This window comes from Nonomuraea sp. NPDC050451 (assembly GCF_044458585.1).
This window is the reverse complement of the sequence record NZ_JBITHZ010000026.1, coordinates 69,093-94,561: the sequence shown is the minus strand read 5'-3', so window position 1 is coordinate 94,561 and position 25,469 is coordinate 69,093. Positions and strand designations below refer to the sequence as shown.

Below are 25,469 nucleotides of genomic sequence, written 5' to 3'. Positions count from 1 at the left end.
CTAGGAGTTACATGACCGTCGTGAAAGCCAGCGTCCCCGTCCTCGACCCCCCGGCGTGGGCGCTGGCCCAGCGTTCCCTGCTCGACCTGCTGGACAGCGGGTGGCGGCTGTTCTCCGAGCGCTACACCAGGCCGGACGGCTCGCTGCGGTATTCCGGCCGGCTGTCCTCCCGCGACGGCGCGGACGACTTCTTCGAGCCGTTCTTCAACTGGCCGCAGCTCTACCTGCTGGGCGGCGCGGACGACCTGCTCGACAGCAGCGCCCGGCACTGGCACGGCGTCGTCGGGCAGATGACCGAGCTGGGCATGTTCGCCGACGAGTTCGAGATCGGCTACGACTGGTTCCACCAGGGCGAGAGCCTGCTGTTCACGTACTTCCTGACCGCCGCCGACCCGGCGGCCTGGGCCGGGCGGGCGACCAGGTTCGCCGACCTCTACCTCGACCCGGCCAAAGGCAACTACGACCCGGCGCACCGCGTCATCAAGGCCCCGCACAACGGCAGCCGGGGAGCGCGGGAAGGGGTGTCCGGCTCGCCCTCGTACCCGTGGACCGCGGCGGAAGCGGCACAGTACGGCTACCCGCTGGACTGGCTCGTCCCCGACGGCGCGCCCGTGCCGCCGCTCGCCGAGGACCCCCGCCTGGGCGCCGAGATGCAGCGCCGCCTCGGCCGAGGCGACGCGGTGGGCAACCTCAGCGTGGCCGGCCTGGTCTGCAACGCCTACCTCGTCTCGGGGGACGAGCGGTACGCCGCCTGGCTGCGCGAGTACGTCGGCGCCTGGCAGCGCCGGGCCGAGGAGAACGGCGGTGTCGTCCCCGACAACGTCGGCCTCGACGGCGTGGTCGGCAGCCTGCTCGACGGGCGCTGGTACGGCGGCCACTACGGCTGGACCTGGCCGCACGGCATGTACAGCATCGGCCAGGCGTCGGCCGTCGGCGCCCTCAGCGCCGCCCTGGCCACCCGCGACGACGGCTACCTCGACCTCGTCAGGTCGCTGCTGGACGCGGTCATCGCCAGGGGCGTGAAGCTGCCGTTCAGCCAGAGCGACTCGGCCAACCAGGGCCGCTGGCGCGCCCACCTCGGCTCCGACGTGGACGTGCCGACGCTGCTGGTCCCCTACCGGCACAGCGACAAGGGTTGGTTCGACTACAACCCGGTCCAGACCTCGGTGCCGCTCGCGCTCTGGCACCACACCGGCGCCCCGGAGGACCGCGCCCGCCTGGACGCGCTGCGCGCCGCGACCGGCTACGACTGGGCCACGGTGCGGCCGTTCCGCGACAAGGAGGAGGCCGGGCACGAGGAGCCCTGGTACGCGTACCTGTGCGGCGACAACCCCGGCTATCCCGAGCGGATCCTCGCCGCCGCGCACGCCCAGGCCCGCCGCCGCATCGCCCTGCTGCTCGCCAACGCCGACCGCGACCTGCCCGAATCGGACATCCATCTCTGGCAGAACGTCAACCCCGTGGTGACCGAGGCCCTCACGCAGCTCATGTGGGGCGGGCCGCAGGTCATCTACAACGGCGGCCTGCAGCAGGCCAGGGTCCGCTACTTCGACGCCGTGCGGCGCCGTCCCGGCGTTCCCGAGCAGGTGGCGGCGCTCGTCAGCTTGATCGAGCCCGAGGCCACGGTGGTCACGCTCGTCAACCTCTCCGCCACCGCCGACCGGGTGCTGGTCGTGCAGGCGGGGGCGTTCGGGGAACACGAGATCCTCGGCGTCGCGGCCACGGCCGCCGAGCCGGGCTGGACCGGCCACGACACCGAGTACGTCCACCACGAACCGGTGCGGTCGGTCACCGAGACCGCGGTGAACGGCCCGCACCTCACGGTGGAACTGCCCGCCGGCACCACCGTCACCCTCACCCTGCGCCTGCGCCTGCACGCCTACCAGCCGTCCTACCGGCACCCCTGGGACTGACACCCCCGCCCCGCTCCCCTCCGTCCTTCGGCTGAGGTCCCCCCTTCGGAGGGGAGACCGGCAGCCGCGGGAGAGCATCCCCTCCCCGAAAGGACCCCAGCCGAAGTACGGAGGGTCACACGGGTGCGGCGGGTCGCGAAACGGGGGCCCTACCGGTGCAGCAGCCGCGCGGGCACCGCGTCCGCGAGCGCCTTGTAGCCCGTCGGGTTCAGGTGCAGGTGGTCGCCCACGTCGAAGGTCGCGAGCATCCGCCGGGGATCGGCCGGGTCCCGCAGCGCCCGGTCGAAGTCGATCACCGCGTCGAACGCGCCACTCGTGCGGATCCAGTCGTTGACCGTCTGCCGGGCCGCCTCGCGATAGCCCTGGGCGTCGTCGTAGAAACTGCCGCCGAAGGGCGTGATCGTGGCCCCGTACACCCGGATGTCCTGCGCGTGGGCGCGCACGATGATCTGGTCGTAGGCGGCGATCAGCTCGTCGGCGATCCTCTTCTGCGCCTCCTGGGTGGCGTCCGCGGTGCCGATGTCGTTGACGCCCTCGAAGAGGATCAGCCACTTCACGCCGCTCTGCGCGAGCACGTCACGGTCGAGGCGGGACAGGACGTTGGGGCCCAGCCCGTCGTTGAGCACGCGGTTGCCGCCCGCCGCCTGGTTGGCGAAGGCGACGTCGGCGGTGCGGCGGTCGGCCCGCAGGCGGTCGAAGAGCTGGTCGGGCCAGCGGTTGTTCTGGTTGGTGGTGGAGCCCCTGCCGTCGGTCAGCGAGTCGCCGACCAGGGCGAGCGTCGCGGTGGCGGGCTTGGCCCAGACCTCGAGGCCACTGAGGAAGTACCAGTGGTCGACGGGGGTGGCGCCGGTGAGGTCCGCCGCGTCGGCCTGGTTGCCCCTGGCGAGGTAGGAGGTGGTCCGGGAGCCGGGGTGCGAGGTGATGTCGGTGGAAGCCTGGCCGTCGGCCAGGTAGAGGGTCACGGTCAGTACGGTGCCCGCGGCCAGCGTGAGGTCGAGCGGGTCGGACACGACCTGCGCCCCGACCGGCACGACCGCCGAGGGCCGGCCGAAGAACGTGACAGGCCGGACGGTCTCCGGCTGGATCGCGCTCACCCCGGCCTTGCCGCCGCTCGGGAGCGCCACGGTGACGCGGGTGACGGGCAGCGGCGCGCCGCCGAACGCGTTGGACAAGCGCAGCCGGAACCGCTGCCCGCCGGCCGACACCCGCAGGGTCTGCCGTACAGTGCTGTCGGCAAGGACCAGGTTCTCCTGCGTGTACGGCGCGGGCGGCATGTTGCCCGGCTCTGTGAGCTGCGGCATCGCCGTCCACGTGGTGACCCAGTGCCCACCGGGCGACGCCGCCCCGTCGGCCACCCCGGCAGTGCCCATGGCGAGTCCCAGAACCGCGACGATGGCCAACTTCAGCGCCCTACCCATAGATCTGGCCTCCCGAAATTTTCGGGCAGAAATCGAACATTTCGGTAGGGAAGGTATGACAGGTCGCCCCCGCGGTCAATGCCAGGGGCGGAACATCCTGTGCAACGTCCTGTCGAACGTCCTGGATGCGCGATCGAGATTTCGGTTCCATGGCGAGCGGACGAGCATTGTTCCCCTCGACAAGGAGTGATTCGTGCAGCGGATTGTCGGCCCCGTACCGCGTGGCCCCCGTCGAACGGCTCGCGTTCAAGGCTCTGACCGGCCTGCTGCCGGCGGCGCCTCGCCACGGCGCCCGGCCGGCGCCCGAGACCGGCCGCGAGAGCCTCCGCGGCCGGATCCGCGCCCACATCCTGGAGCACCTCGACGATCCCGATCTGACGCCCGCCACCGTCGCGGCCGCCCACTACATCTCCACCCGTTCCCTGCACAGGTTGTTCCAGGGCCAGGAGTACACGGTCGCGGAGTGGATCCGCGTCCAGCGGCTGGACCGGTGCCGGCGCGACCTGGTCGACCCCTCCCTCCGCGACCGGTCGATCCGCGCCATCGCGAACCGCTGGTGCCTCACCAGCGCCCCCCACTTCAGCCGCGCCTTCCGGGCCGCGTACGGGCTCAGCCCGGAGAACTACCGCAGAAGGCACTACAGCTCCCGCAGCCCACTCAGCCTTACCTAGCAAACTACGAAAAATATAGTACGCTTCGGCCATGGAACTAGGTATCGCCCTACCCACGTCGGGCCCGCTGGCCGGCCCGCAGAACATCGCCCGCGTCGCACGCGAGGCCGAGCGGCTCGGGTACGACTCGGTGTGGACCTACGAGAGGCTGCTGCGGCCCGTCGCGCCCGTTTCGATGGGCGGCGGGGAGCCACAGCCCGTGCCCGAGGTCTACCGGCAGACCTACGAGCCGCTGGAGACGCTGAGCTACGTGGCCGCGCTCACCGAACGCGTCAAGCTCGGCACCAGCATCATCGACGCCCTGCTGCACCCGGCCGCCGTGCTGGCCAAGCGCTTCGCCACCCTCGATCAGTTCAGCGGCGGCCGGGTCGTCGCCGGGCTCGGCCAGGGGTGGATGCCGCAGGAGTTCGAGGCGGCCGGGGTGCCGATGAGCCGGATCGGGCCCGGCATGGACGAGGTCGTCGCCGCCATGCGGGCCTGCTGGGGGCCGGACCCCGTCTCGTACGACGGCAAGTTCACCCGGATCGCCGAGTCGGAGATCAACCCCAAGCCGGTGCAGGCGCACGTGCCGATCCTGCTGGGCGCGATGACGCCGGGCGGCGTGCGGCGGGCCGCCCGCATCGCCGACGGGCTCAATCCGGTGGCCTTGTCACGTGACGCGCTGCTCGGCCTCGGCAAGGCCTTCCGCGCGGCGGTCGAGGAGTTCGGCCGCGACCCGGAGTCGGTCACCGTGGTCGCCAGGGCCAACGTGCCGCTCACCGCCGAGCCGATGGGTGACGACCGGCCGTTCCTGGGCGGCTCGCCGCGCCAGATCGCCGACGACCTGGCGGGGCTCGAGGGCACCGGCGTCGACCACGTCCTGTTCTCAACCTCCGGCCGCAGCCCCGAGAGCGAGCCGGGAATCGACGAGACGCTCGCCCTCTACGCCGAGCTCATCGACCTCGCCCGGCGGTGAAGCCCGCCGATCAGGGGGCGCACTGCTCGTGGATGTTGTTGCGGGCGGCCCAGGCGTGCAGCTCCTGGAAGGCGCCGCGCAGGTCCTCGCCGATCGGGGTGAGCCGGTAGAGGACCGCCGTGGCGGGGCCGTCGGCCAGCTGGCGCTCCACGAGCCTGGCCGCCATCAGCTCGCGCAGGCGATCGGACAGGATGCCGTCGGTGATCCCGGAGATCGACTTGGCCAGCTCGCCGAACCGCGCGGGCCGCTGCATCAGCGCGACGATGATCATGCCGTTCCAGCGCTTGCCGAGCACCTTGAACACGTCGACGAACTGCACGTCGCACGAGATGCCGTGCGGGCTCCCGTCCGTCGCGACGGTCTCGGAGACGTGTTCGGCCATGGTCACCAGCCTACCTCCCGGTACCACCCGGAACCGGGCGTGCTATTGATTCCATAGCACACTAGCTCATTGCGAGCCGAGCTCCGGATCGGCCGGGACGCGCCTTCTCAGGCACCGCCGCCGAACAGGACCCAGCCGAACACGTACATGACCGACCCGAGCACGGCCAGCGCCGCCCACAGCAGCGCGGACATCAGGCCCCTGAGGTACGGGTTGCCGCGCGGCGCCGTCCGGCCGTCGGCGATCTCGGCCCAGCGGGATTCGAGCAGGACGGTCACCCGCTCGGCGCGCGCGTTCCCGTCCGCGGTGAGGATGAAAGTCTCGCCTCGCATCTGCGGCCCCTCCCGGGAGAAGACGGATGAGCACCCCGCTCACACGGCGGGGGTCCGGTCGCCCTGCTGGGCGTCCACGGAGCAACGTTAGGCAGGCGCACTTGTCGCGGACTTCGCGACTTCTTGGACCGCCCGCCGGGCCGCGCCCAAGCCGTGGCCAAGTCGCACCCAAGCGCAACGCCCGCCGCCATGCCGTGCCCAGCCGCCCTCCGTGCCCAGCCGCCCTCCGTGCCCAGCCGCCCTCTGCGCCCAGCCGCCCTCTGCGCCCAGCCGCCCTCTGTGCCCAGCGGTCAGCCGTGGCCGGTGGTCAGCCGTGGCCGGTGGTCAGCCGTGGCCGGTGGTCAGCCGTGGCCAGGGGTCAGCGCGGGTCCGATCGCAGGGCGTCGAGGAGGCCGCAGACGGCCGTGACGAGGTCGTCGCCCAGCCGCCGCCAGGCCTCGGCGGCGGACGCGGCGGTGATGTGGCCGGCGGCCAGATCTCGTCCCAATGCGGTGGTGCCGCCTGTGGCCAGGTCGCGTCCCAATGCGGTGGTGCCGCCTGTGGCCAGGTCGCGTCCCAATGCGGTGGTGCCGCCTGTGGCCAGGTCGCGTTCCAGTTCGGCGCACATGTGCACGATGAGCACGCGGGTCATGGCCTCCCGCCGCGCGGCCCGGCCGGGGTCCGGCTCCCCCGGCTCCCGGGTGGCGTCGTACAGGCGGCGCAGGGACGGCCTCTCCAGGTGGACGCTGACGGCGTACTCGCGCAGCGCGGGCTCGACGACGACCTGGGCGAGGAAGCGGCCGTACCAGGAGGGGACGCCCAGGTCGATGTGGTGCTCGATGTGGGGCAGGACGACGCAGCGGATCCGGTCGCGCGTCGACATCCCGCCGGGCTCGCCGAACCGGCTCATCATCGCCATCCGGTGCACCTCCATGGCCTCGGCGTGCTCGGCCAGGATGGCCTTGACGAGTTCGTCACGGGAGGTGAAGTGATACTGCACCGCGGACTTGTTGCGCTGCCCGGCGGCTTCGCCGATCTGCCGGATCGACACCCCGGCGAAGCCATCGGTGGCGTACAGGCGCTCCGCCGCACGCATGATCGCGCTCCTGGCGGTCACCGCACGCGCGGAGGCCTGGACGGTCATCACGAGCTCACCAGGTGACCCACACGTCCTGGAGCCCGCCCGACAGCAGCCCGGTGCGCAGTTGCAGCGCGTCGGCGCTGTCGCGCAGGCGCAGGGTGGGCAGCCTGCGGGCGAGCGTGCCGAGCACGACCTGCAGCTCCAGCCTGGCCAGCGGCTGGCCGAGGCAGTAGTGCGGGCCCGCGCCGAACGTCAGGTGCTGATTGGCGTTGTCCCTGCGCGGGTCGAACGCGTCCGGGTCGGCGAACTTGCGCGGGTCCCGGTTCGCCGCGGGCCGGCACGGGATGACGGTGCTGCCCGCGGGCACCACGGTGCCGGCGAACTCGGAGTCCGCGGTGGCGACCCTGGGGAAGCCCACCACGCTCAGCGTGCTGTCCAGCCGCAGGACCTCCTCGACGGTGCCGGGGATCAGCTCCGGGTCGTCGATGACCGCCTGGTAGCGCTCCGGCTCGGCCAGCAGCATCGCGGCCATGATGGCGATCATGTTGGACGTGGTCTCGTGCCCGGCCAGCAGCAGCGCCATCACGGTGGTGATCAGCTCTTCGTGGCTGAGCCGTCCGTCCTCGCTGTCGGAGATCTGGGTCAGCTCGCTGAGCAGGTCGTCGCCGGGGTTCGTCCGCTTCTCCTCGACGAGGGCGGAGACGTACGCGCCGAACTCCTCGTACGTCTTCAGCACCTCCTCCTGCGTGTAGCGCGTCAGCGTCAGCATGACCTGGGACCAGTGCGCGAACTTGTCCTGGTCCTCGCTGGGGGCGCCGACGAGGGCGCAGATGACCCGCACCGGCAGCGGCAGGCCCAGCTGGAGCGACAGGTTGGCGGGCGAGCCGGACTTGAGCAGCTCGTCGATGAGCTCGTCGGTCATCTGCTGCACCCGGGGGCGCCAGGACTCCATCTTGCGGATGGTGAAGGACTTGCTGAGCAGCCGCCGCCACCGCAGGTGGTCCTCGCCCTCCCGCAGGCGCGTGGTGCTGGTGCGGGTGAAGATCCCGCCGTCCTCCGTCGTGGACACCCGCGCCGCGCCCTCGCCGCCGCGCTGGAAGCTGGTGTCGGTGAGCAGCGCGCGGACGTCGTCGTAGCGGGTCAGCAGCGTGGCGGCGTCGCCGCTGGGCAGCCGTACGTGGGCCACGGGGCAGCGGTCCTGCAGCTCGGCCCACTCCTTCGGCGGCTCCAGTGCCGTCGTGCGCGGGAAGGGGTAATCGGGCATGGTTTCGGTCATGACGCCCCCATTGTCGTTGACGAGTCGCCCTCAACCCTAAGGCGACTGCCTTAATAAGGGAAGCACCTTAAACCCGATCCCACCGCACGGGCTTGCCGTCCTTCGGAAGGAGAGGAGACGGGCCCCGCCGCACGGGTTTGCCGTCCTCCGGGGGAAAGGGGCGGCGCACCCCACGGCCCATCGCGCCCTTGGGGAAGAGGAAGCGGCCCGCCTCCACCGCCCATCACGCCCTCCGGGAGGCGAGGAGGTCACCCGCCGTCCGACGTTGCGGTCCTCCGGGGGAAGGGAGCCGCCCACCTCGCGGCCCTCCGGGGGCCGTCTCCGTGGCCCGCTTCGGGGTCCTGCGGGAAGGGTGGCGGGGTGTGGGACGTCCCTCCCGGAGGACAGCAGGCTGTGTGGTGGGTCAGTGGGTGGTGGGCTGGTAGTCGAACCAGTCGAAGCTCGCGCTCCCCTCCGTCACATACATCCCGATCACCCGCCCCGTGAACCCCGTGGCCACCTCGGTGGACAGATACCGCCCGTCCAGCTCGGCCAAAACCACACCGTCCACCGAGAAGGCGATGGTGTCCGGCCCGCGGCCGGACACCCCCACCGGCTCGTCGGTCGGTGAGATGACGGACGGCGGCAGGATGTCGCGGGTGCGGAGGTCGAGGGCGAGCGTGAGCGGCCCGGCCGGCACCGGTCGCTCGGCCAGGCACTGCCGGAGCGGGCCGATCCGGGCGACCACCCGCACCAGCCCCCCTTGGACCTCCAGGTCGTAGTGGTGGGCCTCGTCCATCCGGACCGACACCCCGGCCGTGCCCGCCCCCGCCTCCAGGAGGGCGGTGACGCGGCAGTCGTGGTGCTGCTGGCGGCGGCCGACGAAGGTGTGGCCGGGGCGGTCGAGGGTCGGGCCGGTGGCGTGCAGGGTCAGCCGGCCGGGCCGCTCGGTCAGCGACCAGGAGCCGTCCGGGCGGCTGCGCGGAGAGATCCAGCAGGGCCGTAGCGAGGGCTCGTCGAAGTCGTCGCGGGAGGGCTCGGGCGGGAGCGGGTGCCAGGCGGCGGGCGCGGGGTGGCGTTCCTCGACGGGGCCCACGACCGGCCAGCCGTCCTCCCACCGTACGGGCGTGAGGAACGTCTCCCGCCCGAGGACCTGGTACTCGGGGGTGTAGCCGCGCGGGCGGGTGCCGAGCAGGACCATCCACCAGGTCCCGTCGGCGGCCCGCACGAGGTCGGCGTGGCCGGTGCTCTGGATGGGCCGGTCGGTGCCGCGGTGCGTCAGGATCGGGTTGACCGGGCCGGGCTCGAACGGGCCGCGCGGCGAGCGGGCGCGGGCGATCGAGACGGCGTGGCCGCGCTCGGTGCCGCCTTCGGACATGAGCAGGTACCACCAGCCGTCCACCTGGTAGAGGTGCGGCGCTTCCGGATATTTCCCGCCGGTGCCGGACCAGACCTGGTACGGCCCCTCCAGCACCTTGCCCTCGGCCGGATCGACGCGCGCCACCTGCGTGCCGGAGAAGGCGCACCAGCAGGAGCCGTCCTCGTCCCAGGTCAGGTCGGGGTCGATGCCGGGCAGATCGATCCAGACCGGGTCGGACCAGGGACCTTCGGGGCGTTCGGCGGTGACGATGAAGTTGCCGCCGGCCAGCACGTTGGTGGTGATCAGGTAGAAGCGCCCGTCGTGGTGGCGGATGGTGGGCGCGTAGATGCCGCCGGAGGCGGACACGTCCGGCGGCAGGCTCAGTTGCGCGGGGCGGTCGAGGACGTTGCCGATCTGGCGCCAGTGCACGAGGTCGCGGCTGTGGAAGATCGGGACGCCCGGGAAATACTCGAAGCTGGAGCACACCAGGTAGTAGTCCTCGCCGACCCGGCACACGCTGGGGTCCGGGTGGAACCCGGCCACGACCGGGTTGTCGTACGTGCGCACGTTCAGCGCTCCCTCTTGGGATCGACGACCAGCCGGATCGACGCGCTCAGCGGCAGGTCGCCGGCCGACGGCCCGGAGGACAGCACGATCTCCCCCGGTTCGACGAGCCGCCGCCCGCCGAGCCCGGTGAACGAGAACGCCTCGGCGGGCACCTCGAAGACCACCTCGCGGCTCTCCCCCGCGTCCAGGGGCACGCGGGCGAAGCCGACCAGCCACTGGGCGGGCCGGGCGACCTGGGCCACCGGGTCGGTGGCGTAAAGCTGCACGACCTCCTCGGCACGCCGGTCGCCGTCGTTGCGCACGGTCACCCGCACGTCGACCACGCCGTCGGTGCCGTATTCCGCCTGCGACGTCCGCACGGCCCCGTACGTGATCTCCGCGTACGAGAGCCCGTGCCCGAAGGGGAAGGCCGGGGTCGGGTCGAGCACCGTGATGCCCTCCGCCTTCTGCCCCAGAGGCGGCTGCAGGTAGGTGGACGGGTTCACGGACGGCGAGTACGGGATCTGCACGGGCAGCCGCCCGGACGGGTTGACCCGCCCGCTGAGCACGCCGGCGACCGCGGCCGCGCCCTCGACACCGGGGAAGAACGCCTGGACCGCGGCGGCCACCCGGTCCTGGTAGGCGCCGAGCGCGTACGGCCGCCCCGACACCACCACCAGCACGGTCGGCGTGCCGGTCGCCAGGACCGCCTCGACCAGGTCGGCCTGGCGCCCGGGCAGACGCAGGTCGGCCGCGTCGCAGCCCTCGCCCGACGTGCCGCCGCCGAACATCCCGGCCCGGTCGCCGACGAACAGCAGCACGAGGTCGGCCTCGGCCGCGACCTCGGCGGCCCCGGGGATCCCCGACCCGTCGTCGCCCGACACCTCGGCTCCGAGCGAGTAGCGCACGTCAGCGTGGGGGAACTCGGCCGTCAGGCCCTCCAGGATCGACGCGACCGGCAGGCCCATGCCGCGCTCGGGGAAGCGGTCGAGCACGTGGTTGGGGAAGGAGTAGCAGCCCATGAGGGTACGCGGGTCGTCGGCGCACGGCCCGATGACCGCCAGCCGCCGGGTCGCGAGAGGGTCGACGGGCAGGGCCCGGCCGGTGTTGGACAGCAGCACGATGGAACGTTCCGCGACCTCGGCGGCCAGCTCCCGGTTGCGCGCGCTGTCCAGGTCCACGTCCTCGGCGCCGTCCGGGACGAGCGGGGCGTCGTCCAGCAGGCCGAGGTCGATCTTCTGCCGGAGCACGCGGCGTACCGACTCGTCCACGAGTGTCTCGTCGATAATGCCCGCTTTGACGTGCTCGACCAGGTTGCGGCCGTACCCGCGGGTCTCGGGGAGCTCCACGTCGATCCCGGCCGACAGCGCGATCGCGCCCGCCGCCGCGACGTCCTCGGCCACCCGGTGCATGGAGGCGAGGAACGGGACGGACCAGTAGTCCGACACCACCGTCCCCTCGAACCCCCACTCGTCCCGCAGCAGCCGCCGCAGCAGGTCCGCGCTGGCGGCGGCGGGGACACCGTCGAGATCGGTGTAGGAGTTCATCACCGAACGCGCCCCGCCCTCGCGCAGCGCCGTCTCGAACGGCGGGAGGATCACGTCGGCGAGCTCGCGGGGGCCGATGCTGACGGGGGCGTGGTTGCGGGCGGCCCGGGAGGCCGCGTACCCGGCGAAGTGCTTCAGGGTGGCGATGATCCCGGCGCCCTCCAGCCCGCGCACGTAGGCCGCGCCGATCTTGCCCACCAGGTGCGGGTCCTCCCCCAGGGTCTCCTCGACCCGTCCCCAGCGATAATCACGTACGACGTCCAGCACCGGCGACAGCCCCTGGTGCACGCCCGCGGCCCGCAGATCGGCGCCGATGGCCGCGGCCATGCGCTCGACGAGACCGGGGTCGAACGTCGCCGCCCAGGCCAGCGGCGTCGGGTACGCGGTCGCCCCGAACGTCGCGAACCCGGTCAGGCACTCCTCATGGGCGATAGCGGGCACGCCGAGCCGGTTCGAGGCCACTACAAGGTCCTGCAGCTCCCGCAGCCGAGCCGCGCCCTCGGCCGCGGACAGCGGCGCGGTGCCGTACACGCGGGTGAGATGCCCGACCCCGTCGCGCAGCCGCTCATCCAGCCCCTCCACCGCGGCGAAACGGTCCTGCAGGGGCGCGACGTTGCCGGGGTCGTCGGTCTGGAGCCAGATGGAGCCGAGCTGCGCGACCTTCTCCTCCAGCGTCATCTCGGCCAGCAGGGCCTCGACGCGTTCGGCGGACGGGCGGCCGCGGTCACGCCACGGCTCATTCACGAATGTCATGACTTCCTTAGAGTGAGTTCTCAGCCCTTGAAGGCGCCGTCCATGATCCCCGCCACCATCCGCCTGCCGACGAACACGAACAGCACCAGCAGCGGCAGGGTGGCCAGGAAAGAGCCCGACATGGCCAGGCCGAGGTCGACGTCGAGGCTGTTCTGCAGCGCCTTGATGGCGATCTGCGCGGTGTACATCTCGGGCGACTTCAGCACGATGAACGGCCACAGGAAGTCGTTCCACGAGGTGACGAAGCCGAGCAGCCCGAGCACGAACGCGGCCGGCCGCACCAGCGGGAACGCGATACGCCAGAAGATCTGCCAGGTGTTCGCCCCGTCGATGCGGGCCGCCTGCAGGATCTCGTCGCTGATCGTCGAGGACAGGTGCTGGCGCATCCAGAAGATGCCGAACGCGCTGGCCAGGCCGGGCACGATGAGGGCCTGCAACGTGTCCACCCAGTCCAGGGAAGAGATGATCATGTACTGGGGGATGACCGCGAGCTGCGTGGGCACGGTCATGGTGAGCACGACGATCAGGAAGAGCACGTTGCGGCCGGGGAAGCGCAGCTTGGCGAAGGCGAAGCCGGCCAGGGAGCAGAGCACCGCGTGCCCGACGCCGATCGTCCCGGCCACGATCAGGCTGTTGACGATCGAGCGCACGAACGGCACGGTCGTGAACACCAGCTCGGCCAGGTTGAAGAAGTTGCCGCCCGGCGTGATCTTCGGCGGCAGCTGGGTGGCGGTCGCCGAGTCGGTCGTGGCCACCACGAACATCCAGTACAGCGGGAAGATGCAGGCGAACGCGGCCAGCCCCAGCAGGAGGTAGGCCCACCAGCGGACCCGATTGCTCTTGGCGGTCATCATCGCTCCGGGCGGATGCGGGTGGACAGGAGGTAGTTGACCGTCGCGGCGACGATGACGAGGACGAACAGGGCCACGCCGATGGCCGCGCCGTAACCGAACTGGAACTGGCCGAAGCCCTGCTCGTACAGGAACAACGTGAGCGTCTGGCACTGCCGGATCGCCCCGCAGGTCTGCGACCGGGAGATCAGCAGCGGCTCGGTGAAGATCTGCAGCCCGCCGATCGTCGAGGTCACGACCGTGAAGACGATGACCGGCCGCAGCGACGGGATCGAGATGTGGCGGAACTGCTTCCACCCGCCGGCGCCGTCCACCGCGGCCGCCTCGTAGATCGCGCGCGGGATCGCCTGCAGGGAGGCCAGGTAGAGCAGGGTCGTGTAGCCGAACCAGCGCCAGGTCACCATCACGGCGATCAGCAGGTGGCTCCCCCAGACCGACTGCTTGAAGTCGATGGGCTCCACCCCGACGAACCCGAGCAGCCAGTTGAGCAGGCCGTAGTCGCGGTCGAACATCTGGGCGAAGACGATCGTGGTGGCCGCCACCGAGGTGATGTACGGCACCAGCATCGACATCCGGAAGAACACCGCCAGCCGCAGCCGCGCGTGGTTGAGCAGGTGGGCCAGGAGCAGCGCCAGGACCAGCTGCGGGACGGTGGACAGCACCCAGATGCTGATCGTGTTCTTGAGCGCGTTCCAGAACCGGGCGTCGGCGAGCAGGCGGCTGAAGTTGTCGAAGCCGATGAAGACGTGCTCGCCGATGGGGTTCCAGTCGAACAGCGCCACGTAGAACGTGAACAGCAGCGGGACCAGACCGAAGACCGCGAAGATCAGGAAGAATGGGGCGATGTAGAGGTACGGGGCGATGCGCTCGCCGATGCTCTGCCGCACCCGCGTCGTGAGCGCGGGCGGCGTCTCCACCGCCCGCGGCGTGCTGAGGCTCGTCGTCACGCTGGTCCTACTTGCCGATGGCCGTCTTGACGTTGGCCAGCGCCGTGTCCCAGGCCTTGGCGGGGTCGCCCTTGCCCTGCTCGACGTTGGTGATCGCGTTCTGCAGCTCCTGGCCGATGGCCGAGCTGTCCGGGCCGATGTAGAACGGCTTGAGCCCGAGCAGCGAGTTCGTGTAGATCGCGCCGATCGGCGCGCCGGAGAAGAACTCGTCCTTCAGCCCGGTGAGCTGGGCGTCCTTGTAGACCGACGGGGTGGTGGGCAGCGAGCCGGAGTCCACGAAGTGCGCCAGCTGGCCCTGCGGCGACTGGGTCTTGGTGATGTAGTCCCAGGCCGCCTTGGCGTTCTTGGCGCCCTTGGGGATCGCCAGGTAGCTGCCGCCCCAGTTGCCCGCCCCACCGGGGATCGTGGCGACGTCCCACTTGCCCTTGGTGTCGGGGGCGTTCCTGCGGATCGCGCCCAGCATCCACGACGGCGCGGAGATCACCGCGAACTGGCCCTTGCCCATGCCCGCGGTCCAGCCCTCGGTGAACGAGCCCTGCTTGGCCGTGATGCCGGCCTGCACGGCCTTGAGTGACAGGTCGAAGGCCGTCTTGACCTGCGGGCTGGTGCTGTAGACGACGTTGCCCGAGGGGTCGTAGTACTTCTGCGGCCCCTGGTTGACCGCCTGGTAGAACACGCTGGTGGCGGCGTTGTCCATGAACGCCTTGCCGGTCTTGGCGGTGTACTTCTTGCCGGTCTCGATGAAGGCGTCCCAGGTGGGCCAGAGCTTGCTCACCTCCTCGCGGTCGGTCGGCAGCCCGGCCTCCTTGAACAGGTCGGCCCGGTAGGCGACGGCCATGCCGCCCACGTCCGTCGGGATGCCGATGATCTCACCGCCCTTGGCGGTGCTCGCGCTCATCACCCAGTCGAGGTAGTCGCCCTTGATCTTGTCGGCGCCGAGCTGGCGCAGGTCGTAGAAGTTCTGGGGCTGCTGGACGAACTTGGGCAGGTCGTCGCCCTGGATGAGGACGAGGTCGGGCACCTTGCCGCCGGCCAGCGCCGTGGTGAGCGCCTGCGCCGTCTCGACCGAGCTGCCCACCTCCGTGAGCTTGATCTGCACGCCCGGGTTCTGCTTCTGGTAGTCGTCGACGGAGGCCTTCTGGTCGATCCCGGAGAACGACCAGAACTCGAATGCCTTGCTGTCGCCGCCCGACGGCTGGGACGGGGTGCCACCACCGCCGCCACCGCAGGCGGCCGTGGACAGGGCAAGGGCCGCGGCGAGCACGACCGGGGTTGCGTTGCGGAACTTCACGTCGGTCTCTTTCGGTGGGGTCCGGCGCTCAGGGGCGGAGCGCTGTGGCGATGTCGTAGTAGGCGGGCGCGGCCGTCACGCCGCGTTTGGAGACAGGTCGATGCATGCCGCGCTCCTTCGAATTGGGGGGTTCGCCAGCGCGTCGGAAAGTTTCGGTCCAAGGTCCGATCGTTAAGCCGGGACTCTAGGTCTGATTCCCGAAACCCGTCAAGAACCTCCTTGTAAGATCGCCGAAACATTCGGTCCCAGATTCCGAAACCCTCCCGTTAGACTGCGGCCATGACCGCCACCGAGGAGCCGTCCGCCGCGCCGCCCCAGCCGCTGACCATCACGCAGCTCGCCGAGCTGGCCGGCGTGTCCACCGCGACCGTCTCCAAAGTGGTCAACGGCCGCTCCGAGGTCGCCCCCGAGACCCGCGCCCTGGTCGAAGGGCTCATCCGCCGCCACGGCTACCGCCGGCAGCGCCGGCGCGTCAACGCGTCGGCCCTGGTGGAGGTGGTGTTCCACGCTCTGGACGGCGACTATCCGATCGAGATGATCAAAGGGGTCGACCAGGTCGCCCGCGAGCATCATCTGGCCGTGGTGATCTCCGACATGCACCAGCGCTCCGGCCCCGGGCACGGCTGGATCGAAGGCGTGCTGAGCCGCCGCCCGTCGGGCGTGATCGCGGTGTTCTCCGGACTGACCGAGGAGCAGCGCGACCAGCTCGTCACCCGCGACATCCCAATCGTCCTGCTCGACCCGTCGGGCGACCCCGGGCCCGGCGTCCCCTCGGTCGGTGCGGGCAACTGGAGCGGCGGCCTGTCGGCCACCCGCCACCTGATCGACCTCGGCCATCGCCGCATCGCCGTCATCACCGGCCCCGACTGGGCCCTGTCGAGCCGGGCCCGGCTCGACGGCTACCGCACCGCGCTCGACCTGGCCGGGGTGCCGGTCGACCCCGAGCTGATCGGCTCGGGCGACTTCGTCATCGAGGGCGGGCTGGCCCAGGCCCACCGGCTGCTGCGCCTGCCCGACCCGCCCACCGCGATCTTCGCCTGCAACGACGGGCAGGCCGTCGGCGTCTATCGCGCCGCCTATGAGCTGGGCCTGCGCATCCCCGGTGACCTGAGCGTCGTCGGCTTCGACGACCTACCCTCGGTGCAGTGGGCGGTCCCGCCGCTGACCACGGTGCGCCAGCCGCTCACCGAGATGGCCGCCAAGGCCACCACCATGCTCATGAAGCTCGCGCAGGGCGAGCCGCTGCCGCAGACCCGGGTCGAGCTGGGCACCGAGCTGATCGTCCGAGCCAGCACCGCGCCGCCGTCACGCTGACCGAAACTTTCTAGATTCTTGCCGTACGTATCGGCGCTACGCCACCGTCTGGAAGGAGCGCTTGGAGAAGCCGATCATGTAGCCGTCGATGACGGTCGTCACCGGCTGCTCCACCCGGCCGCTCGCCCCCAGCGTGACGAACAGCGGGATGTAGTGGTCGACGGTCGGATGGGCGTACGGCATGCCGGGCGCGCGCGTCCGGAACGCCGCCAGCTCCCCCACGTCGCCCCTGGCCAGGGCGTCGGCCGCCCAGGCGTCGAAGTCGGAGGACCAGGCGGGGACGACACCCTGGTAGAGCATGTCCGGGGTGACGAAGGGCAGCCCGTGTGTCATGAACCCCGAGCCGATCACCAGCACACCCTCCTCCCGCAGCGGAGCCAGCCGCGCCCCGAGCTCCAGCAGCCGGTCGGGATCGTGGGCCGGCATGCTGAGCTGCAGCACGGGGATGTCGCCCAGCGGGTACATGGCCATCAGCGGCACCCACGCCCCGTGGTCGAGGCCGCGGCTGGGGTGCTGGTGGACCGGCTCGCCGTCGGGCATCATCGCGGCCACCCGCCGGGCGAGCGCGCCGGCGTCGGGGGTGTCGTACGTCATGGTGTAGTAGCGCGGGTGGAAGCCGCCGAAGTCGTACACCAGCGGGGTGCCGGCGGCGGGCGCCGACAGGGCCAGCGGCGCGGCCTCCCAGTGGGCGGAGACGATGAGGACACTCCTGGGCTTGGGCAGCGACTGCGCCCAGGCGAACAGCTCGCCGATCCAGGGCCCGTCGTCGAAGAGCGGGGGCGCTCCGTGGCTGATGTACAGGGCGGGGAGCGGGCCGTCGGCGGGCGTCCAGGGGCGCTGGGCCCGCGCCCGGGGCAGCGCGCCGGGCAGGAACGCGTCGTAGGCGCCGGCGGGGATGTCCGGGTTGATGATGGACGTCATGAGGGCTCCCGGTTGGGGATGGGGTCGGGGTCGGGCTCCGGACGCGCGGTGGCCGGGTGCCGGTCGAGGCAGCTGTCGCCGGGGTCGATGGCGTGGGTGATGCGGCGGCCGATGTCGCGCAACTGCCGGATCTGCGCCTTGGTGAGAGGGTCGAAGACGAAGCCGCGTACGGCCTCGACGTGCCCGGGGGCGGTCTCGACGACCTTCTCCCAGCCCTCCTCGGTGAGGATGGCCAGGGTGTAGCGGCCGTCGGCCGGGTCCGGCGTGCGGCGCACCCAGCCGCGCTTCTCCAGCCGGTTGACGACGTGGGACAGGCGGGACAGCGACCCCTCCGAGATCATCGCCAGGTCGCTCATGCGCATGGTGCGTTCGGGGGTCATCGACAGCCCTGCCAGCACCTGGTACTCGAAGTGGCTGACTCCGGCGTCGCGCAGCAACTGCCCGTCCAGCGCGGCCGGCAACTTGATCAGCACGCTGACCAGCGCCAGCCAGCTCTCCATCTCCTCGGCGCTCAGCCAGCGCGGCTCCTGCGGGTGCTCCATGTTCTCCACTCTAACTTGATGAATCAAGTGATCACACGTCGAATCGTGCTTGACGCTTCAAGTCCGGTCTGCGTAGATTCCGGTTGAAGCTTTAAGTCATCTCGCAATCGATCGGACTCCCGATGAACGTCGTTCTGTGGATCATCGCCGGCCTCCTCGCCCTCGCCTTCCTCGGGGCCGGCCTGATGAAGCTGTCCCAGCCGAAGGAGAAGCTGGCCGCGTCCGGCCTGGCCTGGACGGAGGACTTCTCCGCCGGCGCCGTCAAGGGCATCGGCGCCCTGGAGCTGCTGGCCGGCATCGGGCTCATCCTGCCCGCGGCGCTGGGCATCGTCCCGGTGCTGACGCCGCTGGCCGCCGCCGGCCTGGTCATCGTCATGATCGGGGCCGCGGTCGTACACGCCCGCCGCAAGGAATACCAGGGGATCATCGTCAACGCGGTGCTCCTCCTTCTGGCCGCCGTGGTGGCCTGGGGCCGCTTCGGGCCGTACTCCTTCTGACGGCCCGACGTCAGGCGGGCGGCGCGGTGGAGCGGCGGGTGACCAGCGTGGGGGTGACGGAGAAGCGCACCGCGGTCGTGCGGCCCTCGATCCGCTCCAGCAGCAGCCGCCCCGCCGTCTTGCCCATGATGATCCCGTCCTGGTCCACGCTGGTCAGCGAGATGTGTGAGAGGGCCGCCGCGCGGGCGTTGTCGTAGCCGACCACGGAGACGTCGCCGGGAACGGCCAGCCCGGCCTCGTGGATGGCCGCGAGCGCGCCGAAGGCGGCCTGGTCGGCGCCGGCGAAGATCGCGGTGGGCCGGGGCGTGCGGGCCAGCAGCTCGCGCGTCCCCTGGTGACCGCCCTCCTCGGTGTAGGAGGTGGCGGCGAGCGCGACGTGCTCGGCCAGGCCGTGCTCGGCCATCACCCGCTCGTACGTCCTGGCCCTGATGGTGTGCAGCAGCGTCACGGAGCGGACGGACCCGACGTCCTTCTGCGTGATGTGCGCGATTCGGCGATGGCCGAGCGCGATGAGATGCTCGACGGCGAGCTCCGCCCCCGCCTCGTCGTCGTCGAGCACGGAGTCGTAGACCGCCGAACGGTCGTGGCGGCCGAGCACGACGGTGGGCGTGTTCCTGGCCATCTCCTCGAGGCGGGCCCTGGCGATGACGGGGGCGACGACGAGAATCCCGTCCACCTGCCGGTCCACAAGGGCGTCGATGGCGCGGACCTCGGCCTCGGCGTCCCTGCCGCTGCCCTGGACGATGATGGCCTGGTAGCCGGCGCCCGCGATCTGCTCGTCGAGGCCGTCGAGGATGTCGGCGAAGAACGGGTTTCTGATGTGCGGCAGCACCACGCCGAACGTGAACGTGCGCCCCCGCATCGCCCGGGCCGCGGCCTGCGGCCGGTAGCCGAGCTCGTCGATGGCGGCCTGCACTTTGACGCGCATCGCCTCGCTGACTCCGTAGGCGTTGCGCAATACCTTCGACACGGCGGTGGTGGAGACCCGGGCGTGGCTCGCCACATCGGTGATCGTCACCCGTCGCCGCCCGTCGCGCGTGACCATGTGACGCACCCCGTTCGACTCGACGCGACCCGATTGTACGAGCTCCAGGCCGGTGCCGCGATGAATAACGTTACCCATTCAAGAGATCGGATAACCACGAGTCCGCCCCATCCACGTGGATCACGATTGGGGACCGTTCCTCAAATCGAACCTTGACGCCTCCCCCTTGTAACGCTTACGTTAACTCGCATCGGGGGGCGTTAAAACGATTCAACGGACCCGGAGGGGCGTTGTGAAGACCTCTCACCGCGCGCTGGGAGCGGCTCTGGCCGTTCTCACGATGGCGGCCCTGACCTCCTGCGGCTCGAGCTCGGGCGCCGAGCCGGCAGCCGACGGCACGGTCACCCTGAAATACCTCGTGGACAACGGCCAGGGCTCGGTCGACACTGCCAAGGCCATGACGGAGGCCTTCATGAAGGCCAATCCCAAGATCAAGATCGAGATGGAGACGCGACCGCCCGGCAGCGAGGGCGACAACATCGTCAAGACCAGGCTCTCGACGGGCGACATGACGGATGTGTTCGCGTACAACTCCGGGTCGCTGCTGCAAGCGCTCAACCCGTCGCAGACCCTGGTGGACCTGGCCGGCGACCCGGCGATCCAGAACGTCCAAAAGGACTTCCTGCCGGTGGTGAGCCAGGGCGACCACGTGTTCGGTGTGCCCTCCGGCACCGCCTTGGGCGGCGGCATCCTCTACAACCGCAAGGTCTACGAGAAGCTCGGCCTGCAGGTCCCGAAGACCTGGGACGAGTTCATGGCCAACAACGAGAAGATCAAGGCGGCCGGGATCGCACCCGTGATCTCGACGTTCAAGGACACCTGGACCTCGCAGCTGTTCGTGCTCGGCGACTTCTACAACGTCCAGGCCGCGGTCCCCAACTTCGCCGCCGACTACACCGCGGGCAAGGCCAAGTTCGCCACCACCCCGGCGGCGCTGGCCGGGTTCCAGCACCTGGCCGACGTCAAGGCCAAGGGCTACCTCAACGAGGGCTTCGGCTCGGCGACCGCCGACCAGGGCATGAAGATGCTGGTCGAGGGCAAGGGCGCGCACTATCCGATGCTCAGCGCCCAGGTGCCGCCGCTGGTGGACTCGATGCCGCAGGCGGCCACCGACGTCGGCTTCTTCGGCGTCCCCGGCACCGACCCGGCCAAGAACGGCGCCACCCTCTGGGAGCCGGGCGGCGTCTACATCCCCAAGACCACCAAGAACCTGGACGCGGCCAAGAAGTTCCTGGCCTTCGTCGCCTCGCCCGCCGCGACCGAAGCGGTCAGCAAGGTCGTGCAGCCCTCGGGGCCGTACCGCATCACGGGCGCCAAGCTGCCGGACGACGCCGTGCAGGTGGCCAAGGACCTGCAGGCGTACATCGACAAGAGCGCCACCGCGCCCGCGCTGGAGTTCCTGTCCCCGGTCAAGGGCCCGTCGCTGGAGCAGATCACCGTCGCCGTCGGCTCCGGGCTGACGCCGGCCGCCGAGGGGGCCGCCCAGTACGACAAGGACGTCGAGAAGCAGGCCAAGCAGTTGGGGCTCGCGGGGTGGTGACCAAGCAGGACGCCGGGCCCCGCACGGGGCCCGGCCCGGCACTCACACGGCGGCCCGCCGGTCCGGCGAAGCGCAAGTCGGCCTACCCGTACGCGCTGTACCTGCCGGCCGCCGTCGTCTACCTGGTGATCTTCCTGGTGCCGACGGTGATGGCCTTCTACTTCGCGCTGACCCGCTGGACCCTGTTCGACAGCACCTTCGTCGGCCTGGACAACTTCCGCGACTTCCTGTCCGAGCAGAACCTGCGCATCGGCTTCACCAACACCCTCTTCTACGCCGTCGTCACCAGCGGCCTCAAGGTCGTCCTCGGCCTGCTCCTCGGCGTGCTGCTCACCAGCAAGCTGCGACTGCGCGGCTTCCTGCGCTCGGTGGTGTTCTTCCCCGTCCTGGTCTCCACGGTCGCCGTCGGCATCACCTTCAGCGCCCTGCTCAGACCCGACACCGGCCTGGTCAACAAGGCCCTGGCCGTGATCGGCATCGACGGCCCCGACTGGCTCGGCGACGCCAACACCGCGCTGCTGTCGGTCGCCCTGGTCGACGTGTGGAAGGGCGTCGGCATCGCCACCGTCATCTACATCGCCGGCATCCTGTCCATCCCCCGCGACTACTACCAGGCCGTGGCCGTCGACGGCGGAGGGGCCTGGCACCGCTTCCGCCACGTCACCCTCCCGCTGTCCTGGCCCGCCACGTACTCCGTCATCATCCTGTCGTTCATCGGCGGCCTGCGCTCCTTCGACCTCATCTGGACGATGACCCGCGGCGGGCCCGGCTTCACCAGCGACACCATCGCCTCGATCATCTACAAGCAGTACCAGGCCGGCTTCTTCGGCCTGTCCACCGCCGGCAACGTGCTGCTGTTCGTCGTCGTCACCGCCATCGTCGTCCCGCTCAACTACTTCCTCGGCAAAAGGCAGGTGGCCGCATGACCGCACTGAGGAGGCTCAGCGCCGAGGCCGTCGCGCTGGTGCTGGCCGGGGTGATCTTCCTCATCCCGTTCGCGCTCATGCTGCTGACCGCGGTCAAGGACGAGACGCAGGCCACCGACCTGGACTTCGCCTGGCCGGCCAACTGGCCGATCGTGCAGAACTTCGTGGACGTGATCGAGGCGCGCGACTACGTGCTGCTGCGCGCCTACGTCAACAGCACCGTGCTCACCGTCGCGTCGGTCGTGCTGATCGTCGTGTTCGCCTCCATGGCCGCGTTCGTGCTGCAGCGCCGTACGGGCAGGCTCGGCTCGGTGGCCAACTTCCTGGTGCTGACCGGGCTGATCATCCCGCCCGCGATCGTGCCCACCATCTGGCTGCTGCAGGCGCTCGGCCTGTTCAAGACCCTGCCGGGGCTGATCCTCATCGAGGTGGCCTTCCACATGGCGTACTCGGTGCTGCTCTTCCGGGCGTTCATCGCGGCCATCCCGCGCGAGCTGGACGAGGCCGCCCAGATCGACGGCTGCACCGGGCTCGCCCTGTTCTTCCGGGTGGTCTTCCCGCTGCTGCGGCCGGTCACCATCACCGTGGTCCTGACCACTTCGGTGGCCGTCTTCAACGACTTCGTCAACCCGCTGTACTTCACCCCCGGCGACGACAACGCCACCGTGCAGGTCACCCTCTACAACTTCCAGAGCCAGTACAACACCCAGTGGAACCTGCTCTTCATGGACATCGTGCTCATCACGATCCCACCGTTGCTGCTCTTCATCTTCTTCAACCGCAAGATCGTCGCCGGCATGACCGCCGGCGCCATCAAGGGCTAGGAGACCCGTGACCCTCGTGCATGTCGAAGCGCCCGTCTTCGAACACCACCACGACCCCCTCGGCATCGGCGAAAGCGCTCCGCGTCTGTCGTGGACCGTCGCCACCGAACTCCCCGGCTGGCGGCAGCAGGCGTACGAGATCGAGCTCAGCGACGGCACGGCCACCGGCCGGGTCGAGTCGGCGGAGTCGGTGCTCGTGCCCTGGCCGGGCGGCGACCTGGGCTCGCGCGAACGGCGCGGCGCCCGGGTGCGCGTGCACGGCCGCGACGGCTCGGTCAGCGACTGGAGCCCCTGGTCGTGGGCGGAGGCCGGGCTGCTGGAGCCGGCCGACTGGACGGCGGCCGCGGCGGCGCCGCCGCTGGAGCTGCTGGGCCTCCCCGACGGCCCCGCGCTGCTGCTGCGCCGCGACTTCACCGTCCGCGGCCCGATCGAGCGGGCCCGCCTGTACGTCACCGCCCACGGCGTCCACGAAACCGAGATCAACGGCAACGTCGTCGGCGACGACGTCCTGGCCCCCGGCTGGACCAGCTACAACCACCGCCTGCGCTACCGCACGCACGACGTCACCGATCTGCTGGCCGAGGGCGCCAACGCCATCGGCGCCACCCTCGCCGACGGCTGGTACCGGGGCCGGATCGGCTTCCGGGGCGGCAAGAGCGACCTGTACGGCGACCGTACCGCGCTCATCGCCCAGCTCGAGATCGCCTACGCCGACGGCACCACCGACGTGGTGGCCACCGACGGGAGCTGGCGCTGCGCGACCGGGCCCGTCACCGCCGCCGGCCTGTACGACGGCGAGAAGTACGACGCCCGCCTGCTGCCGTCCGGCTGGTCGGGCCCCGGCTTCGACGACGCGGCCTGGCAGCCCGCCGACTCCCTGCCGCACGACCCTGCCCTGCTCGTCGCGCCGACGGGCCCGCCGGTCCGGCCCGTCGAGACGCTGGCGCCGGTGGAGGTGCTGACCGGGCCGGACGGGGAGACGATCCTCGACTTCGGCCAGAACATCGCCGGCCGCCTGCGCATCCGCGTCCAGGGCCCGGCCGGGCACACCGTCACGCTCCGGCACGCCGAGGTTCTGGAGAACGGCGCGCTGGCCCTGCGCCCGCTGCGCAACGCCGCCGCGCTCGACCAGTACACGCTGCGCGGCGACGACGGCCCCGAGGAATGGGAGCCGCGCTTCACCACGCACGGCTTCCGCTACGCCCAGATCGACGGCTGGCCCGGCGAGCTGGACCCGGCCTCCGACGTCGTGGCCGTGGTCTGCCACACCGACATGCGCAGGACCGGCGACTTCACCTGCTCCGACCCGCTGCTCTCCCGGCTGCACGACAACGTCGTGTGGAGCATGCGCGGCAACTACGTCGACCTGCCCACCGACTGCCCCCAGCGCGACGAGCGGCTCGGCTGGACCGGCGACATCCAGGTCTTCGCGCCGGCCGCCGCCTTCCTGTACGACTGCTCGGGCCCGCTGTCGTCCTGGCTCGCCGACCTGGCCGTCGAGCAGGTCCAGGAGGGCACCGTGCCGCATTACGTGCCGTGGGTGCCGCTGCTGTTCGGCGTCTCGCCGACCGCCGCGTGGGGCGATGCCGCGGTGCTCGTGCCGTGGACGCTCTACCAGCGATTCGGCGACCTCGGGCTGCTGCGCCGGCAGTACCCGAGCATGAAGGCGTGGGTGGACCAGGTGGCCGGGCTCGCCGGGGAGAACCACCTCTGGGACGAGGGCTTCCAGTTCGGCGACTGGCTGGACCCGGCCGCGCCGCCGGACAACCCCGGCAAGGCCCGTACCGACCACGCGCTCGTCGCCACCGCCTACCACGCCCACACCGCCGCGGTCCTGGCCGAGACGGCGGCCCTGCTGGGTAACGACGCCGACGCCGAGCACTACACGGCCCTGGCGCGGGAGGTGCGTGCGGCGTTCCGCCGGGAGTTCGTCACCCCGTCGGGGCGGCTGGCCTGCGACACCCAGACCGCCTACGCCCTGGCCCTGACCTACGATCTGCTGGACGGGGCCGAGCAGCGGGAGCGGGCCGGGCGGCGCCTGGTCGAACTGGTCGACCAGGACGACCACCGCATCGGCACCGGGTTCGTCGGCACGCCGCTCATCTGCGACGCGCTCTGCTCGGTCGGGGCGTACGACACGGCGTACCGGCTGCTGCTCCAGCGCAACTGCCCGTCCTGGCTGTACCCGGTGACGATGGGCGCCACCACCATCTGGGAGCGCTGGGACAGCCTGCTGCCCGACGGCTCGGTCAATCCGGGTGAGATGACCTCCTTCAACCACTACGCGCTCGGCGCGGTGGCCGACTGGATGCACCGCACCGTGGCCGGACTCGCCCCGGCCGCCCCCGGCTACCGCCGCCTGCGCGTCGCACCCCGGCCGGGAGGCGATCTCACGCACGCCTCGGCCCGCCTCGACACCCCGTACGGGCTCGCGTCCGTCTCGTGGGAGCGGGACGGCGAGACTCTCACGATCACGGCGACCGTGCCCCCGGGGACGGTCGCCGAGGTGGACCTGCCGGGCGCGATCCCACAGGAGGTGGGCGCCGGGACCCACACGTTCACCACGACGATGTGACGCC

General features: G+C 71.0%; 22 protein-coding genes. 9 read left to right on the top strand and 13 right to left on the bottom strand.

The window, feature by feature from the left end; translation table 11 throughout:
- Positions 1–11 precede the first annotated feature (11 nt).
- On the top strand, positions 12–1,913 hold the full coding sequence (locus ACIBI9_RS47300) for a hypothetical protein (protein WP_397233010.1): 1,902 nt from the start codon (positions 12–14) through the stop codon (positions 1,911–1,913).
- 149 nt (positions 1,914–2,062) lie between these two features.
- Here ACIBI9_RS47300 and ACIBI9_RS47295 read toward each other — a convergent pair whose 3' ends face one another.
- Positions 2,063–3,331 (bottom strand): SGNH/GDSL hydrolase family protein, encoded by a 1,269-nt coding sequence (locus ACIBI9_RS47295; RefSeq protein ID WP_397233008.1) that lies wholly within the window; start codon positions 3,329–3,331, stop codon positions 2,063–2,065.
- Positions 3,332–3,552: 221 nt separating this feature from the next.
- Here ACIBI9_RS47295 and ACIBI9_RS47290 point away from each other — a divergent pair, with 221 nt between their 5' ends.
- Positions 3,553–4,002, top strand: a complete 450-nt coding sequence (locus tag ACIBI9_RS47290; protein WP_397233006.1) for a helix-turn-helix domain-containing protein — start codon at positions 3,553–3,555, stop codon at positions 4,000–4,002.
- Positions 4,003–4,033: 31 nt separating this feature from the next.
- Positions 4,034–4,957 (top strand): TIGR03619 family F420-dependent LLM class oxidoreductase, encoded by a 924-nt coding sequence (locus ACIBI9_RS47285; protein ID WP_397233004.1) that lies wholly within the window; start codon positions 4,034–4,036, stop codon positions 4,955–4,957.
- A 10-nt stretch (positions 4,958–4,967) separates the two neighbouring features.
- Here the strand turns inward: ACIBI9_RS47285 and ACIBI9_RS47280 are convergent, their stop codons facing one another.
- The 9 genes from ACIBI9_RS47280 to ACIBI9_RS47240 form a co-directional block, all read right to left on the bottom strand.
- The gene (locus tag ACIBI9_RS47280) at positions 4,968–5,339 is read right to left on the bottom strand and encodes a winged helix-turn-helix transcriptional regulator (protein ID WP_397233002.1); all 372 of its coding nucleotides are present in this window, start codon (positions 5,337–5,339) and stop codon (positions 4,968–4,970) included.
- Positions 5,340–5,446: 107 nt separating this feature from the next.
- On the bottom strand, positions 5,447–5,671 hold the full coding sequence (locus tag ACIBI9_RS47275; RefSeq protein ID WP_397233000.1) for a hypothetical protein: 225 nt from the start codon (positions 5,669–5,671) through the stop codon (positions 5,447–5,449).
- A 358-nt stretch (positions 5,672–6,029) separates the two neighbouring features.
- Positions 6,030–6,794 carry a TetR/AcrR family transcriptional regulator gene (locus ACIBI9_RS47270; protein ID WP_397232998.1) on the bottom strand — a complete coding sequence of 255 codons (765 nt, stop codon included), beginning with the start codon at positions 6,792–6,794 and terminating at the stop codon, positions 6,030–6,032.
- Positions 6,795–6,801: 7 nt separating this feature from the next.
- Positions 6,802–8,007 (bottom strand): cytochrome P450, encoded by a 1,206-nt coding sequence (locus tag ACIBI9_RS47265; protein WP_397232996.1) that lies wholly within the window; start codon positions 8,005–8,007, stop codon positions 6,802–6,804.
- Positions 8,008–8,410: 403 nt separating this feature from the next.
- The gene (locus tag ACIBI9_RS47260) at positions 8,411–9,913 is read right to left on the bottom strand and encodes a glycoside hydrolase family 43 protein (protein ID WP_397232994.1); all 1,503 of its coding nucleotides are present in this window, start codon (positions 9,911–9,913) and stop codon (positions 8,411–8,413) included.
- A 2-nt stretch (positions 9,914–9,915) separates the two neighbouring features.
- Positions 9,916–12,192: a glycoside hydrolase family 3 N-terminal domain-containing protein gene (locus tag ACIBI9_RS47255; RefSeq protein WP_397232992.1), complete on the bottom strand. Its 2,277-nt coding sequence runs from the start codon at positions 12,190–12,192 to the stop codon at positions 9,916–9,918.
- 20 nt (positions 12,193–12,212) lie between these two features.
- The gene (locus ACIBI9_RS47250; RefSeq protein ID WP_397232990.1) at positions 12,213–13,046 is read right to left on the bottom strand and encodes a carbohydrate ABC transporter permease; all 834 of its coding nucleotides are present in this window, start codon (positions 13,044–13,046) and stop codon (positions 12,213–12,215) included.
- Entirely contained in the window at positions 13,043–13,990 is a 948-nt protein-coding gene (locus ACIBI9_RS47245; RefSeq protein ID WP_397232988.1) for a carbohydrate ABC transporter permease, read from the bottom strand. Before ACIBI9_RS47245 ends, ACIBI9_RS47250 begins: the two co-directional genes overlap by 4 nt.
- A 7-nt stretch (positions 13,991–13,997) precedes the next feature.
- Positions 13,998–15,281 carry an ABC transporter substrate-binding protein gene (locus ACIBI9_RS47240; protein WP_397232986.1) on the bottom strand — a complete coding sequence of 428 codons (1,284 nt, stop codon included), beginning with the start codon at positions 15,279–15,281 and terminating at the stop codon, positions 13,998–14,000.
- Positions 15,282–15,560: 279 nt separating this feature from the next.
- Between ACIBI9_RS47240 and ACIBI9_RS47235 the strand changes: the two genes are divergently transcribed.
- A complete protein-coding gene (locus ACIBI9_RS47235) occupies positions 15,561–16,595 on the top strand; it encodes a LacI family DNA-binding transcriptional regulator (RefSeq protein WP_397232984.1) in 1,035 nt (344 codons plus the stop codon).
- Positions 16,596–16,631: 36 nt separating this feature from the next.
- Here ACIBI9_RS47235 and ACIBI9_RS47230 read toward each other — a convergent pair whose 3' ends face one another.
- Positions 16,632–17,516: a dioxygenase gene (locus ACIBI9_RS47230; RefSeq protein ID WP_397232982.1), complete on the bottom strand. Its 885-nt coding sequence runs from the start codon at positions 17,514–17,516 to the stop codon at positions 16,632–16,634.
- Positions 17,513–18,058, bottom strand: a complete 546-nt coding sequence (locus ACIBI9_RS47225; RefSeq protein ID WP_397232980.1) for a MarR family winged helix-turn-helix transcriptional regulator — start codon at positions 18,056–18,058, stop codon at positions 17,513–17,515. Before ACIBI9_RS47225 ends, ACIBI9_RS47230 begins: the two co-directional genes overlap by 4 nt.
- Positions 18,059–18,180: 122 nt before the next feature.
- Here ACIBI9_RS47225 and ACIBI9_RS47220 point away from each other — a divergent pair, with 122 nt between their 5' ends.
- Positions 18,181–18,555 carry a DoxX family protein gene (locus ACIBI9_RS47220; RefSeq protein ID WP_397232978.1) on the top strand — a complete coding sequence of 125 codons (375 nt, stop codon included), beginning with the start codon at positions 18,181–18,183 and terminating at the stop codon, positions 18,553–18,555.
- 10 nt (positions 18,556–18,565) lie between these two features.
- Here the strand turns inward: ACIBI9_RS47220 and ACIBI9_RS47215 are convergent, their stop codons facing one another.
- Positions 18,566–19,600, bottom strand: a complete 1,035-nt coding sequence (locus tag ACIBI9_RS47215; protein ID WP_397232976.1) for a LacI family DNA-binding transcriptional regulator — start codon at positions 19,598–19,600, stop codon at positions 18,566–18,568.
- A 232-nt stretch (positions 19,601–19,832) separates the two neighbouring features.
- On the opposite strand from ACIBI9_RS47215, the gene ACIBI9_RS47210 reads away from it, so the two are divergent.
- From ACIBI9_RS47210 to ACIBI9_RS47195, 4 genes are read left to right on the top strand one after another with little or no spacing between them, the layout of a single operon-like run.
- On the top strand, positions 19,833–21,140 hold the full coding sequence (locus tag ACIBI9_RS47210; protein ID WP_397232974.1) for an ABC transporter substrate-binding protein: 1,308 nt from the start codon (positions 19,833–19,835) through the stop codon (positions 21,138–21,140).
- Positions 21,137–22,066 carry a carbohydrate ABC transporter permease gene (locus ACIBI9_RS47205; protein ID WP_397232972.1) on the top strand — a complete coding sequence of 310 codons (930 nt, stop codon included), beginning with the start codon at positions 21,137–21,139 and terminating at the stop codon, positions 22,064–22,066. The genes ACIBI9_RS47210 and ACIBI9_RS47205 overlap by 4 nt, the downstream gene beginning before the upstream one ends.
- The gene (locus ACIBI9_RS47200; protein ID WP_397232970.1) at positions 22,063–22,890 is read left to right on the top strand and encodes a carbohydrate ABC transporter permease; all 828 of its coding nucleotides are present in this window, start codon (positions 22,063–22,065) and stop codon (positions 22,888–22,890) included. The genes ACIBI9_RS47205 and ACIBI9_RS47200 overlap by 4 nt, the downstream gene beginning before the upstream one ends.
- Positions 22,891–22,897: 7 nt before the next feature.
- Positions 22,898–25,465, top strand: a complete 2,568-nt coding sequence (locus ACIBI9_RS47195) for a family 78 glycoside hydrolase catalytic domain (RefSeq protein ID WP_397232968.1) — start codon at positions 22,898–22,900, stop codon at positions 25,463–25,465.
- The last annotated feature ends 4 nt before the right edge of the window (positions 25,466–25,469 follow it).